Here is a 16,041-nt window from a genome sequence, read left to right on the forward strand (position 1 = left end):
ATTTAATAATTCAAATAGTACAATTAGTAATTGTTGGAACTCATTATGGTGCTTTTTTGGAAGCATAATATTTACATGAGAATGCTTCTCATCAAGGCCTATTGGTATACTAATCACATATAAATAAACATGAATATCTTTACGCCGTGTATTGAGCGCAGCTAAATCAAATCTGCTCTCAATGGGTTAACAAGGCGTGAAATCGTGTGTTGGCAGCGTCTTAAGCGGTTAACCTGATCAGCGTAAGGAAAGTGTATGCGTAAACTTTTAGCATATTGCCGTCGTGCACCTCAATTAACAGTCGTAATTCTTGCTTTTCCGTTTATTGTGGCTTTGTACTCGTATAATTTGCCTATATTAACTACTTTCTGTGAGCAAATATCTAATCTTTCGCAGCAAATCTTTGATTTCTTAAATCTTGGTTGCGATATTTCCATAAGTCTTAGTATCGGGAAAACTATTATCGCTATTCTCGTTTTGTATACCAGCCTTATTTCTTTGCGCAACATGATTAAAAATTTATTGCGCGGAACTTTAGGCATTGATTTGCTAGCTTTTGTTGCATTACTTGCAACGCTTTGTATTGGTGAGTTTTGGGCAAGCTATTTGATTGTTGTAATGGTTTGGACGGGAGAGGCAATTGAAGATTTTGCGCATATGAAAGCCCAGCGCAATCTGTCTCTTTTAGTAAGCGCAGCTCCAAAAACTGCTCATCTTATGACTTTGCCAGGTATTGAGCATGAAATGGATAATAATCAAGCAAATGATGAATCATACGAACCGCCATGTTTGAGTGAAAATCAGTGCAAGCCTAGCTCGTGTGTTCTGTGCCGGCATGCTGAATTCAGAAAAGTGGATGCCGCTAATTCTAAGCAATCTAATATTAGCGAGCAAAATTGCGACTATAAACACAATATTTGTCCATTTTTGCAAGCGTCTACAGACGGCGAAATCTCCTCAAATTTGCAGCGTTACAAAACGGTTCCAGTTGATGAATTAAATATTGGAAACGTAATTATTGTGCTTCCTGGCGAAACTGTGCCAGTTGATGGTGAGCTGTTAAGCGGTTCTGCAATTTTAGACACAAGTGCTATTAACGGAGAATCCGTTCCTAGAGAAGTCTATGCGGGAGCTGCAGTGCTTTCAGGCTGTGTAAACGGTGGAGTTGTGCTTATTATGCGCGTAACAAAGCTGTCTAAAAACTCGCAGTATCAGAAAATCATGCAGCTTGTTGAGTCTGCTAGGTCTTCTAAAGCTGCAGTAGTTAGATTTGCAGACATGTTATCTGTGCCATTTACTGTTTTGTCTTTTGTAATTGCTGGTTTTGCTTGGGGCTTTTCTGGAGATGCTCTTAGATTTGCGCAAGTGCTAGTTTTGGCAACTCCTTGCCCGCTGCTTATTGCGGTGCCGGTTGCGTGCATGGCTGGAACTGAGCGTTTAGCGAAACTTGGAATTGTTGTTAAAAGTCAGGATGTGCTTGAGCAATTAAGTCGTGTAACAGATGTATTTTTTGACAAAACTGGCACGTTGACTGTAAAACAGCCGCAAGTTGTAAACGTAGACGTAATCGATACTACGCAGAAGGCTGATCGTATTGTAATGCTCGCAGGTGTTCTAGAGACGTATTCTCAGCACATACTTGCAGGTGGTATTGCTAAAGCGGGAGCAAGCTTGTGGGAAAATGCTCACCCATCGTCGGTTCCGCAGCTTCCTAGCGTGCGAGAATACCCTGTAGTGCACAGTGTTAAAGAAACTGCAGGTCAGGGTATTCAGGGCGTTGTAGACGGTATTTTAGTACGTGTAGGCAGACGCAAGTACGTTACAGAGCAAAACGCGAATCAAACTATAGGCAAATCTCTTGCAGCAGACGAAATGGCAACCTACGTGTCTTTTGACGGCGTGCTGGTAGGAAGAATCGTATTAAAAGACGTGCCGCGCGATAACGCGAAATCAACCATTGACGCATTGTGTACACTTGGTGCACGCTCAATATCTATTCTTACTGGCGATAGTTTGCAAGCTGCAACAACAATTGGTAAAAGTGTTGGAATTGAAACAATATATGCAGATTTACTTCCGCAAGATAAATTAGCGCATGTAAAAAAACATAATTACAATGCGTATAAAAATAAGCAAAATTCAACTGTAACAATGATGGTTGGAGATGGTGTAAACGATGCTCCAGTGCTTGCAGCTGCCGATATTGGCGTAGCAGTAACGGATGGCACAGATACGGCAGCATCTGAATGCGCACAGGTAGTTATTATGAACAATGATATTTCTTCTGTTGCAAGCGCAATAAGAGTAGCAAAACATACTAAACGCGTTATGGTTCAGTCAGTATTGATGGGCATTGGATTAGCAATTATAAGTATGATTTTTGCGGCTTTCGGTTTTATTCCAGCAGTTATTGGCGCAATGATGCAAGAAGCAATTGATGTTGTTGCTATTATGTGGGCTTTAACAGCATTGCGCGAACGAAAATAAAAATATTTTTTGGCAATATTTTTACGATATTCATTACGACATCTTTAATAATATTCGTTTGAGTATGTTGTAAGACGAAGTAATGCGCTAGTCTAATTATGAAAGCATACGAGTTAGCTGCAAACGGTAACGGCTCAAGCTTGTACGTAACTTATTTCTGGCGAAGAATTACATATAAACGCTTTACAGTTACGCTGCTGAGTGATTGAGGCAACCTATGCTTGTAGGCCGCGCTAAATAGCGCGAAAACGGCGAAAAGTGCCGTATAATACAGTTCAATATGGGGATAATAATGGAAAAAAATAACTTAAACGAAAATGTTTCACAAGAAACATCTCAACTGCGTATTGCTGTAATAGGAGCAGGCCCTGCAGGAGTGTACTCTTCCGATATCTTCTTACGTCAGATTGCAAAGCGTGGAGAAGAATTGGGATTAGGCTCTAGCGCTCGCATTGATCTTTTTGAAAAATTGCCAGTGCCTTTCGGCTTAGTGCGTTACGGAGTAGCTCCTGACCATCCAAGTATCAAATTTATTGCGGATGCGCTTGAAAAGACGCTTGATAATCCAAATATTCATCTTTATGCAAATGTTGAATTTGGTAAAGATATTGCATTAGAAGATTTACTTCATAGATATGATGCTGTGTTATTTGCAACGGGTGCTGTGAAAGATAGGCCTCTTCGAGGAGTTCCAGGTGCCGATTTAGACGGAGTGTACGGAGCTGCAAAATTCGTAGAATGGTACGATGGATACCCAACTAGCAATCGAGAATGGCCGCTTGAAGCCAAGGAAGTAGCTGTTATTGGTGGCGGAAATGTGGCAATGGATGTTGCTCGTGAGCTTTTACGAGATCCTGATTATTTGCGCGCTCATACGGATATTCCAGATGACGTGTATGAGGGATTGCAAAAAAATAAAACCCAAACCTTGCATTTATTTATTCGTCGTGGAGTTGCCCAAGCAAAATTCTCTGTTCAAGAATTGCGCGAAATGGAAAAGTTATCCGGAGTGCAAATTGTTATTAATGAGGATGATTTTGAACTTGACGATGAGACTATTGAAGTAGCCGGTAACGATAAGCTCACGCGTCAAATGGTTGAGGAGCTTTTCGCTATTCGCGATATGGCTGAAGACATGGAAGATGGCGGAAACGTTGATTTTGAGGGGAAGCCAGCCAACAAACGCTATATTATCCACTTCAACTGTGCGCCGGTAGAAATTCTTGGTGAAGATGGACATGTGAAAGCAATACGAGTTGAGCGCACGACTACAAGCGCCGATGGCAAAATGACTCGTACTGGAGAGTTCGAGGAATACGCCGTTCAAGCTGTATACCATGCCATTGGCTACCATCCTGCAGAAGTTGCAGGTATTGCTTACGACGAAAAGCGTACTTTGCTTGCAAATATTGATGGGCGCTTAGTGGAGTCTGTGGAAAATGGCGAAGTTCGTGAGCGATTGTATGCAACTGGCTGGGCTAAGCGTGGGCCGGTAGGATTAATCGGTTCTACAAAATCTGATGCTCTTTTGATTGTTAATAATATGCTTGAAGATTTATCTAAAGCTGGCAATGCTGGGCGAATCGCACCTGATCGCGATGAAAATTCTATAGATAAATTATTGGCAGAAAAGGGCATTAAACCAATTGATTACGCCGGTTGGAAGCGAGTTGACTCTTATGAGCGTGAACTTGGAGCCAATGAGCAGAGAACTCGAAAGAAAGTTGTTTCAGCTTCTGAACTTGTAAATATTGCTTTAGGTAGCAAATAATGCCCTAAATAAACTGAAAATATTACTTAGTATTTAAGTTTGTAGTTAGTAAATACGCAGTATATATTCAGAAAAATTTAAGTTCGCATTATTAAGATAGCTCATATGTTGAAAGGCTTGAGAATACACTATGGCAGCTTAAAAGCCGCACTATTTTTTGTTGTTGTGTGGCTTTTTCTTGCCTTATGTTGGGTTCTTACTGGCTCGCATCTGTCTTCACTAATATGGTTCATTATTCCTGGTATTGCATTTAGTGTTTTTGCTTATTGGTGCTCAAGTAAGCTTGCGATTATTGCTATGCATGCTACAGAGGTTAGTGAAGAAGAAGAGCCTGTGCTTTACGCAATGGTCAGAGATTTATCTGCTCGAATTGGTAAACCTATGCCGCGAGTAATGGTTTCTCCCTACGAAAGTCCTAATGCTTTTGCAACTGGTAGAAGTGAGCGTCATGCGAGTATATGTTGTACTCGTGGTTTGATTAATATTCTTAACGAGCGCGAGTTACGTAGTGTTATTGGTCATGAATTAACTCATATTTATAATCATGATATTCTCGCTTCTTCGCTGGCTACTGCTACAGCAACAGTATTAACGTACGTTGGTTCTTGGCTTGTTTATGTCGGTGATACATATCGTCGTGATATTCGCAAGTATTGCAAATTTATTGGTAAGTTTTTGAATATTTTATTCGCTCCTATTGCTTCTGTTATTATCAATGCAATTATTCCTGGTTCGCGTGAATTTGACGCAGATAAGGGAAGTAGTGAAATTACTGGAGATTTTGCTGCGCTTGCTTCCGCACTTAATAAAATTACTTACGGCATGCAGCTTCACGAGATGAAATCTACTGCTGGATTGCAGGCTGTTGCTTCTTTGATGATTATTTGTCCATGGAATAATAACGCTCCTGCGCTTGTGCATTTGTGTACTGCGCGTCCTACTGTTCAGGATAGGATTGGGCGTTTAATGAGCATTGCTGCATGAATATTTTGTTTGTTGAACTTGCTTGTCTTGTTTATTGAGTTCATAAACTGATTCCTAAATATTGAAGCGGTAAGCTGTGCATGATACCCTTAGATGGTTGTTGAAACTAGTTTACTTTTAGTTACAGCATGCGGATGTAGTTCATCGGTAGAATGGAAGCTTCCCAAGCTTCAGAGGCGGGTTCGACTCCCGTCATCCGCTCCATTCAGATTGTAAAATTGTATAAGTTGTAGTTTTTGTACATTGGATGTATAAAAACTACAACTTACGCTTAGTTAAACTTTCTTTTTCTTGCAATTGTCACAATTGTGCTAACAAACAGCATTAATGCAACGCTAAGTACAATTGGAATTATTTGTATTCCAGTACGAGGGAGTGCATTATTGGCTATTGTGGATTGTTTGTGTAAATGAGGGTCTTTCTTTACTAAAGTATTCGTCCACGCAACTTGTTTACCGTTTTCGTCAATAAGGACAATCGTATGATTGCCTTTATATTCTTCTGGGATAACTACGTCGAATACAATTCTGCCATATTCATTAATGTGAACTGTTACATATTTCATTCCATTTGCGCTATAAAGAAGTTTAGGGTTGGAATATATGTAGGCATAAGCTTTTACTGCTTTTTCTAGTTGTAATCTGCGCATGAATTCTGATGTTGCATTTACTGTAACAGTGATATGGTTATTTTTTCCCGCATAAGCAATGTTATTATTCCCGACGGTGAGAGTGTTGCACAACGCTGGAAGTAAATCTGCAATACTCTTTGGTGCTGATGGAATCTGTTGCTGTAATGTGTGTGATTCTGAGTTTGCGTTAAGCTCTATGTGGTTTTCGCGCATAGAATCGTTACTAACTGCAGGAGTTTGTAGAGTTTTGGAAGGATGTGTTGGTTCGGGAAATCCCATGCTTGGAATTTCCTTATGGTCTTGATCGAACTTATTAGTCTGTGGGGTTGTGCTATTTGCAGACTTATCAGGTTCGCCATTGCTAGAGTGTTCACTGTTGTCAGAATGAGATTCTGGTGTTGGTGGAACAGGTTGTGACTCTGGTTTAGGCGCAGGTTTTGGCGGAACGGGTGTTGGATTCACCGGGTTTGGTTTCGGCTGCAGAGGCACTGCAGGTTGTTGATCAGGCGTCGGTGTCGGCGTAGGCGAAGGCGTTGGTTCCGGTGTCGGTGGAACAGGTGTCGGAGGTACGGGAGTTGGTGTTGGAGCTGGTGTCGCTGGTGTTAGCTCGATCCATGGTGTTGATTTCTTTGCAGGAATTAACTCGGCCCACGTAATACTCTTTTTAGCTGGGTTTAGTGGTGTTGCTGGAATGATTTCTACAACGTGAGCTTTAAGAGTTACTTTCTGTTTTGCTTTGTTTGCAAAGGTTATTTCTATGATAAATGTTGTTTCTCCAGTGTTTGTTGTGTTTGGTTGTTTTACAACTTGTACTGTGCTGTTTTCTGGTAAGTTTTTTAAGTATGGTTTGAAGTCGAAATTATCGGGGATTTTATTGTCTTTTTTGACTTCTATTTTCTTGCCAGGTTCAGCAGTAACATTTGGAAGTTCCTCGATATTAGCCAATCGTTTATGAATGGTTATTGGAACTATAATAGTTTTTAATATTCTACCAGATAGTACGAGTAGTATTTTCCCTTCGTAGTTGCCGCATTGAGAAGTGTCAATTTTGTCGTATTCTGTAATGTCTGTAATGGTAGAGCCTTGCGGTATATCGTTAGGATTAAGAAGATGCTTTATTGTTGTGCCTTTTGGCAATGGATCATTTTCCATAATGTCAATATTCGTAATTTTAGGTTCGAAAGCTTGTTCGTCAGTTTTAATAACTGGTTCGTTAACTAATCCGTCGAGTGCATCAATTTTGCGACCGGTTCCCTCAATTTTATTGCGTTCGCCAACTGTGAATCCTTGGAAAGCATTCATTCTAGGCTCAAAGTAGCTTCTGGATCCATGACCGGCTCCAGAACTTCCTACGCTTATTGCACCTTCGAAATTTCCTATTCCGCCTATTACTGTATCGTTATCAACTTTATAATGAACGGCATAACCTTCTTTAGTTAGTTTATCGCCAAAATCAGATGTTTCCCAAAGCCATCTGTTGAATATATTACCTTTGATTCTCGGAGCGTTAAAAGTATAAGCTTTAATATTAAAAGTTGCGCCACTACTTTTAGCTCGAATTAAGGCTCTTTGTGCTAAGTACCCACCTAAAGAGTGACCTGTAACATATAAATTGCTTACAGTGTTCTTTTGTTTATATTCATCAATTAATTTATCTATATCAGCAGCTTGGCCTGGGTTTGAGCCAGTTCCAAGCAAGACATCATTCCATACATCTGTTGCGCCTTTAGTGCCGCGAATTGCTAATACTTGCACGCCGTTTTGCTTAATAAATGGGTACGCAGGATTCACATTTTCAAAAAGGATAGCGTCAAACCCACTCCCGAAGTGGTAGGTTTCCTTAACTTTCCAGAATGGTGCAAGCTCGTTGTGCATAAGGCGGTACTCATTGCGATTTTCATAAATAATCCTGAGCGGTTTTGAGTAGTCAAGTACTTCTTTGACGTAGCTGTCTTCCCTATACACAAGCTCCATAAAAAGCGCCATATCGCGAGGGCTAATATCCCACCTGCGAGGATTGCTATCGTTTTTGTCATCTAATCCGTCGCCGTCGGTGTCCTTAATAAGTGGATGCGAATTATATCCGTAATATGTGCGTCCGTTTTTTACGTAAGTGTAAAGCTCTTCGCTGTTCTTCAGACCGTCGCCGTCGCTATCTTGATCTGGATCTAGCGCGGCTTTATGGTAAAGCAAAGAATCAATCTGATTATTTTCCAAACGAATTCGACCAGTAGAAATGTCGTGAGCGGTTTGTGCGGTAAGAGGTACGTGCACTGGTGATGTTTCTTCTGCCGCTGCGGTTGTTGCTAGCGAAGGTATGTAAACCAGCGATGAAATGATCAAACCAAAAGTTAATACAATTCCACTAATTGTGTGAACGGTACTTACTTTTCTCATACTGCTATTCCTTACTTTTTGTACAGACTTCTACTTTATTTTGAAAATATTTTTGCGAGCAGCACAACAGATTTAGCTCAACGTGTTGGTTTTATCAGATTTAACAACTTTATAAAATTGTATCTAGTTGAATCAGATAATTTTAATAAGTACCAAAAGTTAATACTTAAGCTGATGCGGTGTAATAGGAAAGAATTTCATTAGATTAATTGATATAGGAAAAGCACTGAGCTACTTGTGATATTAATGAATCATCGGTAAATCAGCACTTAGCTTATTGTTAATAAATTACACGAGATAGCTATCTATTGCTGGTGCTAATTAATAATCATTAATTAGCAGTAATTAGAACGTGCGAACATCGTAGAAGTTGTTAAGTTCTTCCATCCAACGTCCAGTGCCAGAAATATCTCCTCTAGTACCTACGGTGAAACCTGGGAAATTGTTCATACGGGCCTCAAGATAGCTTCGAGAGCTATGTCCTTGCGCAGAATTGCTGACGCTTATAGCTCCAGCAAAATTGCCAACAGAACGAATAACCTTGTCGTTGTCTACTTTGTAATGAACAGCGTAACCTTCTCGAGTGAGCTTATCGCCAGTATTGGCGACGGCACGCAACCAACGGTTGAAAATATTTCCCCAAATTTGTGGTGAATTGAATGTGTAAATTTTCTTAATCCAGTTGTAGCCTTTGCCTTTAGCACGAATTAAAGCACGCTGTGCAAGATATCCTCCGAGGGAATGTCCGGTAATATACAAATTGCTAACAGTATTTTCGCGACCATAACGCTCAATCAACTGCTCAACATCTTTAGCTTGATCTGGGTTATGACCTACAGCTATTGCAAAATCATCATCGTAATCATTAAATTGGGAAGTTCCACGAATTGCTAGTACTTGAACAGTGCCTTGTTCTAAGAATGGGTATGGACTTACATTTTCAAACAAAACAGCATCAAATCCTCCCCTTTTGTGGTAGGTTTCCTTAACTTTCCAGAATGGTGCAAGCTCGTTGTGCATAAGGCGGTACTCACTGCGATTTTTGTAAATGTCGTGAAGCGGTTTAGTGTAATCGAGTACCTTATTTATGTAATTATCATCTCGATAAGAAAGTTCAGAGAATAAAGCCATATCGCGAGGACTAATATCCCACCTGCGAGGATTGCTGTCTTGATTATCTGGAATACCATCGCCATCGGTATCGTTCATCATAGGGTGAGAATTGTACCCATAATAAGTCTTACCGTCTTTAGTGTAAGTGTAAATTTCCTGACTATTAGTTAAGCCGTCACCATCTAAATCAGCTTGTGGATCAAGAGGCTTCTTGTGATATAAAGACATATCCAAAGCCCCAGGTAAATCTAAGCCTATAGTTCCATTTGCGATTTGTTTAGCTGTTTCAGCAGTAAGTGGAGTTTTTGCATAATTATCTGCGGTTGTTGCCATTGCTGGCATTGCGAAAGCAGATAGGCTCAAGAGCATGCATAGGCTAGTTAAAAACCCTGTTACTGCATTGCGTTTCATAGTATCCTCCCATATTTTGTTTAGTTTTGTAGTCAACAAATGTATAGGACGACTGTTTACGATTTGTAGCACCTCTTTGTTAACTACGTGCGTTATATAAATTAATCGAAATTTATTTTGCCGCCACAATTGCTATTCTACACAGTTCATCAATTGTATAGTCTACATAAACAAAAGTCCATACTTCTAAATAAATGTTGTTGCTCCTTTTTTGTTTACTAAAATCATTGACGATGTGTATAAGAGTCATAGAAAACATCTATATAACTAGAATTATCAATAGCCATAATCTATTCTTAATAATGAAAATAAAAGCGCAACGAAGGCGCAAATGACCTATTTAGGAGAATGATATGAGTTTAATGAACACACATATTCTTCCATTCAAAGTAAATGGTTATAAGAATGGCGAATTTGTTGAAGTAAGTGATACTGATGTTCTTGGCAAATGGGCAATTTTCTTCTTCTATCCAGCTGATTTTTCATTCGTATGCCCAACTGAATTGGAAGATCTTGCAAACCACTATGAGGAATTGCAAAAGCTAGGCGTTGAAGTTTACTCAGTCTCTACGGATACACATTTTGTACACAAAGCATGGCATGACGATTCTGAAGCAATTGCAAAAGTAAAGTACACTATGTTGGGTGATCCTTCCGGAGCTCTTTCGCGTAATTTTGACGCTTGGAATCAAGAATCCGGTTTAGCTCACCGAGCTACATTCCTCGTGAATCCGCAAGGTGTGATTCAGTTCTTTGAGATGACCGCAGACGGAATTGGTCGTAACGCCGACGAGCTGCTTCGTAAAGTTAAAGCAGCACAGTATATTGCAGCGCACCCAGGCGAAGTTTGCCCAGCAAAATGGGAGCAGGGCGAAGAAACCTTGGAACCTTCTATCGATTTAGTCGGCAAAATCTGATTTTTGCAATTAAATATTAAAGAATATTTTTTTAAAGAATCATCTCAATGCGTAGGGAGCTACGTTCATAGTTTCCTACGCATTTCTCTTATTTTTGCTTGTGACTAAAATTGCGGAAGGAAGTAAACTATGTCTTTGTTGAATGCATCATTAACTGCTCAGCTTTCAGAATTACTAAAAAAGATGGTATCTAAAATAGAAATCATTTCTTACGTTGATAATTCTGAAACATCTCAAAAAGTTAAATCCTTACTGGAAGAAGTATCTCAGCAAAGTGACAAAATCAGTATTTCTGAAGTAAATAATAATGAAATTAGCAATGTAAAGCGTAAGCCAAGCTTTGAATTGCGTAGAAAACTAGATAATCCAGTAAATGGAGAATCTACTGTATCGGTTAGTTTTGCGGGATTGCCTTTAGGGCACGAATTCAGCTCTTTAGTACTAGCACTTCTACAAGTAAGTGGCTATGCGCCAAAAATTAGTGATGAGCAACGCGATGCAATACTAAAGCTTGGTTCACACAATGTGACAACATACATGTCGGTAATTTGCCTGAATTGCCCAGAAGTTGTGCAATCGCTTAACACCATTTCTATTATTAACCCTAAAATCCAGCATACTGTAGTTGAAGGTAGCGCTTTCCGTGAAGAAGTAGATAAACTCGGTGTAATGAGCGTGCCAGCAGTTTTTGAAAATGGCAAACTTATTTCCTCCGGACGGGCAGGAATTGACGAACTTGTATCTGTGCTCGCAGAACAAGAAAAATCTGTTGAGCAAAATGAGAATGGCAATAATGGTAATAGCGTTTCTTCGGCAAATGTTGCGCTCGCAGAAAAAATGAATTCGCAAAATCCATACGATATTGTTATTGCTGGCGGCGGTCCTGCTGCTTCTGCTGCCGCAATTTACACTGCTCGTAAGGGTTTGCGTACAGCTATGATTATGGATCATCGTGGCGGACAGGTTGTAGAAACTGAAAGTATTGAAAATCATATTTCCCAAACGCATACGACTGGTTCTCAACTAGCAGCAGATTTAACTAAGCATATTTCTCAATACGATATTGACGTATTTACTCCTGATTGGGCAGACTCGCTCGATTTATCTAAGGAACCATATGGGTTACATACTATTCATGCGCGTTCTGGCGGATCTTTGAAAGCGCGTGCAGTGATTATTGCAACTGGCGCGACTTGGCGTACGTTGGGCGTTCCTGGAGAAGATGAGTATAGGAATAGAGGCGTATCATTCTGCCCTCATTGCGACGGCCCACTTTTCAAAGATAAGAATGTTGTCGTTGTTGGCGGCGGAAATTCTGGTGTTGAAGCTGCTATTGATTTAGCAGGAGTTGCAAAACATGTGACGGTGGTTGAGTTCATGGATGTGCTTAAAGCTGATCAAGTATTGCTTAATACTTTGCATAAATTACCTAACGCTGAAGTTATTACGAGTGCTGCCGTAAGTAGTATTGAAGGTAATGGTAGTAAAGTTACTGCAATACGTTACATAGATCGCAATAAAGCAGACGATGATGAAAACAGAGAACATATTGTTGAAACCGATGGGGTTTTTGTGCAAATTGGTTTAGCTCCGAATACTCGTTGGCTTGTAAATAATATTTCTCTCAATAATCGAGGAGAAATTATTACGAATCGCGCTGGATGCACTGATACTCCGGGTGTTTTTGCTGCTGGAGATTGTTCAGACGAACCGTATAAGCAGATTGTTACAGCGTATGGTTCTGGAGCCAATGCTGCGTTATCTGCATTTGACTATCTTATCCGCAGCCCGCATAATAAATAATTTATAAAATTTATTATGCAATAAACAATGGGGGCGTCTTATGAATATTAGAGCGTTAGAATATCTAATAGCTTTTGCACAAGAAGGAAGCTTTACCAAGGCGGCTGTTCGTATGCGCGTCTCTCAGCCTACTCTTTCAACGCAAATTAAAAAACTTGAAGAGACTTTAGACGTAGAACTTATTGAGCGCACTCCCGGGAAACAAATCTTAACTCCTGCTGGGAGGGAAGTGGTTTATTACGCTAAACGTATTCAGGCAGATATGTCACGTATTCGACAAGCTGCAAGACGCTCAGAAGATCCATGGTCATCTACAGTAGTTTTGGGTGTGTTCCCAACGTTAGGACCATACTTACTTCCAAGAATTATGCCTGCACTCAGGCGTTTAAAACCAAAACTTACTATTCGTTTTATAGAAGAAAAATCAGCGAAACTTATTGATTTGCTAGATAGTGGTCAAGTCGACGCAGTTATATTAAGCGAAAGTTTGAATGCGCCTTCAATAAAAGTGTGTCATGTTTTTGACGAAGATTTTCTTCTTGCGACTTCTACAAATTCTTTGCTAGGACACGAGAGTAAACCAATTGAACTTTCAGATTTGTCTACTCAGAAAGTGCTTTTACTAGAAGATGGGCATTGTATGCGTAGAAGCATGCTCGATGTATGCCAAAAAGTGGGGGCGAAACAATCAGAATTTAGGGCAACGTCGTTAGAAACTTTGCGATATATGGTTGTAGGTAGCAAAGATGTGACATTATTGCCGCGTCTTGCAACTGTACCTCCAATTGTGCAACCAGTTGGTTTGATGTTGCGTGAGTTTAAGAATCCTAAACCTTATCGATCGTTATATTTGAATTGGCGCGCAGCTTCTCCAGTAGACAAAATTATGGAAGAATTGTGCACAATAATTAGTTCAGCATGCTCTGATTTGCATAAAAAATAAGTGGGATATTCTGCTTAAAAATAAAAATAGGCACTTCTGTATGCTATGTTAGCTACAGAAGTGCCATGTTCTTCTTCTCTTACTTTTTATTCTCACTTTATTTTGAGAATTATCTGCCTCGTTTTATTTGCTGTGTTTTATTTGTTGCTAAATTAATGATTTATAATTCAATTCCAAGATAGCGTGCTACTTGATTCACATCCTTATCTCCACGGCCGGAAACTGTTACTAAAACAATGTCATCCTTACTCATCTTTGGAACCATCTTCATAGCTTGTGCTATTGCATGTGAGCTTTCCAAAGCTGGGATGATTCCTTCAACTCTAGAAAGTGCGCGAAAAGCTTGAACTGCTTCATCATCAGTGATTGCGTAGTATTCTGCGCGACCAGAATCCTTTAAATATGAGTGTTCTGGGCCGACTCCAGGGTAATCCAATCCCGCAGAAATAGAGTAGGCTGGAAGCTCGTTACCGTCATCATCCATAAGAACATAAGTTTTCATGCCATCCGTAATGCCAACTTTTCCATTCGTCATAGTAGCAGCATTTTGAGGAGTATCAGCGCCTTTACCTGCGCCTTCAGCACCAATCAATCGTACAGACAGATCATCAATATATGCTGCAAAAGAACCAATTGCATTAGAACCGCCACCAATGCAAGCAATTACAGCATTCGGCAATCTGCCTTCCTTTTCTAGGATTTGCCTTCTCGACTCTTTGCTAATAACGCTTTGAAAATCGCGAACCATTTGTGGATAAGGGTAAGGTCCCACTGCGGAACCAACGATGTAGAAGGTATCATCCAAGTGCTGTGCATAATCCATAAATGCTGCAGTTACAGCATCTTTTAAAGTTTTTGTGCCTTCTTGAACAGCATGAACTTTTGCACCGAGCAAAGTCATTCTAAAAACGTTAAGTTTTTGGCGTTCGCAATCAAGTGCGCCCATAAAAATTTCGCATTCCATGCCGAATCGTGCTGCAGCAGCAGCAGTGGCAACGCCATGCTGACCGGCTCCGGTTTCAGCGATAATGCGCTTTTTACCCATGCGCTGAGCGAGTAAAATTTGTCCGAGAACATTATTCATTTTGTGAGCGCCGAGATGGTTTAAATCTTCGCGCTTTAAATATACTTTTGCGCCGCCTAAATATTTTGTGAAAGATTCAGCATAGTATAAAGGTGTTTCGCGACCGTCGTAATCTTTTAATAATCCAGCTAATTCATTGCGGAACTCTGAATCGTCTTTGTATTGTAAGTAAGCTGCTGCTACTGCGTCGAGTGCTGGACGAATCATATCTGGTACGTACTGTCCGCCAAATTCACCGTAATACATATTTTGTTCAACTGCGTTTACCATAATTTTGCCCTTCTTGTGCGTGCCGAGGAAATCGGCATTAAGTTTGTTCTTTATTATTTTTATGTCGATTATTTTGTAAATTTGAAGGGCGTGTGCTCAGATAACAAAAAAGCTGGATGGCAGCTTATATGCCATTCAGCTCAAATAATGTTGATGATGAATCCGGCATAGCCCCGTTGATTGTTTAAAATCAGCAAGCCCACACCGATATGTGAACTCGCTTTTAACTACGCCAGCTGCGCCAGAAACGAGTATTCATGTTCATCAACCTCCAATCTTGTTGCACAAGTTTAGCCTTAGCTGTGACAATGTCAACCTTTTAGTGTTAATTCGGCGTTTCGTGCAGAAAAAATTTAACCCCGGCGTCCATGCGCCGGGGGAATAAAGGAGAGAAGAAAAGAATAAGTTTTAAGTGCTTTGCACCTGTCTTTTTGTCGACAATATTATACAATCACACTATTCTGAGCAGAACAGTAACGCTAACTGATAATTACCTGAGAATTATCTACTTTTCTTCTAAATCTTGCTATTTTAGGAATTACTTTTCTAAAAACGGAATCATTTTTCTAAAAATATTATTCGCTTAAATCAGCGCGATAGAAATGCTCATACGAACGTGACGGAGTTGGACCGCGCTGACCTTGATAGTGCGATCCGTTAACAGCTGAACCGTATGGGTTTTCACATGGTGAGCTTAACTGGAAGAAACACATTTGACCAATCTTCATGCCAGGCCAAAGTTTAACTGGCAAAGTGCTAACGTTTGAAAGCTCCAAAGTAATATGACCTTCAAAACCTGGATCAATGAAGCCAGCTGTGGAATGTGTCAAAATACCAAGACGACCAAGCGAGCTTTTGCCTTCCAAACGTGCAGCAATAGTAGCGTCAAGTTTTACATACTCCCACGTAGCGCCGAGTGCGAACTCTCCAGGATGAAGAATCCATGGCTCGTCAGGAGCTACCTCGAACTGTTCTGTAAGTTCACCCTGATTTTCTGCAGGATCAACATACGTGTAAGCATGGTTGTTAAATAAGCGGAAAAAACGGTCGAGGCGCACGTCAATCGACGCAGGCTGTACCATTTCCGGGGTCCATGGGGTCAAATCAATATGACCCTCATCATGAGCTTTGAGAATGTCGTGATCAGACAACAGCATGACGTCAAATCTCCTTGCAATAAAGCTTATACATCAGTAACTTCATTGTTCGCACGAAATATTTATTGCTATT

At 40.3% G+C, this 16,041-nt stretch carries 10 protein-coding genes and 1 tRNA gene; 7 read left to right on the forward strand and 4 right to left on the reverse strand.

The window, feature by feature from the left end; genetic code table 11:
• The first annotated feature begins 255 nt into the window (after positions 1–255).
• The 4 genes from P0108_RS02305 (at position 256) to P0108_RS02320 (ending at position 5,446) form a co-directional block, all read left to right on the forward strand.
• The gene (locus tag P0108_RS02305; RefSeq protein WP_473730720.1) at positions 256–2,487 is read left to right on the forward strand and encodes a heavy metal translocating P-type ATPase; all 2,232 of its coding nucleotides are present in this window, start codon (positions 256–258) and stop codon (positions 2,485–2,487) included.
• Positions 2,488–2,779: 292 nt separating this feature from the next.
• On the forward strand, positions 2,780–4,258 hold the full coding sequence (locus tag P0108_RS02310; protein ID WP_064622088.1) for an FAD-dependent oxidoreductase: 1,479 nt from the start codon (positions 2,780–2,782) through the stop codon (positions 4,256–4,258).
• A 105-nt stretch (positions 4,259–4,363) separates the two neighbouring features.
• Positions 4,364–5,242 (forward strand): M48 family metalloprotease, encoded by an 879-nt coding sequence (locus tag P0108_RS02315; RefSeq protein ID WP_012913678.1) that lies wholly within the window; start codon positions 4,364–4,366, stop codon positions 5,240–5,242.
• A 130-nt stretch (positions 5,243–5,372) separates the two neighbouring features.
• Positions 5,373–5,446, forward strand: a tRNA-Gly gene (locus P0108_RS02320).
• Positions 5,447–5,513: 67 nt separating this feature from the next.
• Here P0108_RS02320 and P0108_RS02325 read toward each other — a convergent pair.
• Both P0108_RS02325 and P0108_RS02330 read right to left on the reverse strand, forming a co-directional pair.
• Positions 5,514–8,270 (reverse strand): Rib/alpha-like domain-containing protein, encoded by a 2,757-nt coding sequence (locus P0108_RS02325; protein WP_076002502.1) that lies wholly within the window; start codon positions 8,268–8,270, stop codon positions 5,514–5,516.
• Between the two features lie 345 nt (positions 8,271–8,615).
• A complete protein-coding gene (locus tag P0108_RS02330) occupies positions 8,616–9,794 on the reverse strand; it encodes a lipase family protein (RefSeq protein WP_012913676.1) in 1,179 nt (392 codons plus the stop codon).
• A 353-nt stretch (positions 9,795–10,147) separates the two neighbouring features.
• Here P0108_RS02330 and ahpC point away from each other — a divergent pair, with 353 nt between their 5' ends.
• The 3 genes from ahpC to P0108_RS02345 all read left to right on the forward strand — a co-directional run bounded on the left by ahpC (position 10,148) and on the right by P0108_RS02345 (position 13,457).
• Entirely contained in the window at positions 10,148–10,711 is a 564-nt protein-coding gene (gene ahpC / locus P0108_RS02335; RefSeq protein WP_012913675.1) for an alkyl hydroperoxide reductase subunit C, read from the forward strand.
• Positions 10,712–10,840: 129 nt separating this feature from the next.
• Positions 10,841–12,514 (forward strand): alkyl hydroperoxide reductase subunit F, encoded by a 1,674-nt coding sequence (gene ahpF, locus P0108_RS02340; RefSeq protein WP_473730721.1) that lies wholly within the window; start codon positions 10,841–10,843, stop codon positions 12,512–12,514.
• A gap of 40 nt (positions 12,515–12,554) precedes the next feature.
• Positions 12,555–13,457: a LysR substrate-binding domain-containing protein gene (locus tag P0108_RS02345; RefSeq protein ID WP_473730722.1), complete on the forward strand. Its 903-nt coding sequence runs from the start codon at positions 12,555–12,557 to the stop codon at positions 13,455–13,457.
• Positions 13,458–13,617: 160 nt separating this feature from the next.
• Here the strand turns inward: P0108_RS02345 and trpB are convergent, their stop codons facing one another.
• Both trpB and dcd read right to left on the reverse strand, forming a co-directional pair.
• The gene (trpB, locus tag P0108_RS02350) at positions 13,618–14,811 is read right to left on the reverse strand and encodes a tryptophan synthase subunit beta (protein WP_064621760.1); all 1,194 of its coding nucleotides are present in this window, start codon (positions 14,809–14,811) and stop codon (positions 13,618–13,620) included.
• A 575-nt stretch (positions 14,812–15,386) separates the two neighbouring features.
• Positions 15,387–15,968 carry a dCTP deaminase gene (dcd, locus tag P0108_RS02355; RefSeq protein WP_004109442.1) on the reverse strand — a complete coding sequence of 194 codons (582 nt, stop codon included), beginning with the start codon at positions 15,966–15,968 and terminating at the stop codon, positions 15,387–15,389.
• Positions 15,969–16,041: the final 73 nt, after the last annotated feature.

The sequence above is a fragment of the Gardnerella sp. c10Ua_244 genome, assembly GCF_055818055.1.

Excerpts from the sequence above, each read along its gene's own strand:
- P0108_RS02305 (WP_473730720.1), top strand. The coding sequence starts at position 256 with ATGCGTAAACTTTTAGCATATTGCCGTCGTGCACCTCAATTAACAGTC.
- P0108_RS02310 (WP_064622088.1), top strand. The coding sequence starts at position 2,780 with ATGGAAAAAAATAACTTAAACGAAAATGTTTCACAAGAAACATCTCAA.
- P0108_RS02315 (WP_012913678.1), top strand. The coding sequence starts at position 4,364 with ATGTTGAAAGGCTTGAGAATACACTATGGCAGCTTAAAAGCCGCACTA.
- P0108_RS02325 (WP_076002502.1), bottom strand. The coding sequence starts at position 8,270 with ATGAGAAAAGTAAGTACCGTTCACACAATTAGTGGAATTGTATTAACT.
- P0108_RS02330 (WP_012913676.1), bottom strand. The coding sequence starts at position 9,794 with ATGAAACGCAATGCAGTAACAGGGTTTTTAACTAGCCTATGCATGCTC.
- ahpC (WP_012913675.1), top strand. The coding sequence starts at position 10,148 with ATGAGTTTAATGAACACACATATTCTTCCATTCAAAGTAAATGGTTAT.
- ahpF (WP_473730721.1), top strand. The coding sequence starts at position 10,841 with ATGTCTTTGTTGAATGCATCATTAACTGCTCAGCTTTCAGAATTACTA.
- P0108_RS02345 (WP_473730722.1), top strand. The coding sequence starts at position 12,555 with ATGAATATTAGAGCGTTAGAATATCTAATAGCTTTTGCACAAGAAGGA.
- trpB (WP_064621760.1), bottom strand. The coding sequence starts at position 14,811 with ATGGTAAACGCAGTTGAACAAAATATGTATTACGGTGAATTTGGCGGA.
- dcd (WP_004109442.1), bottom strand. The coding sequence starts at position 15,968 with ATGCTGTTGTCTGATCACGACATTCTCAAAGCTCATGATGAGGGTCAT.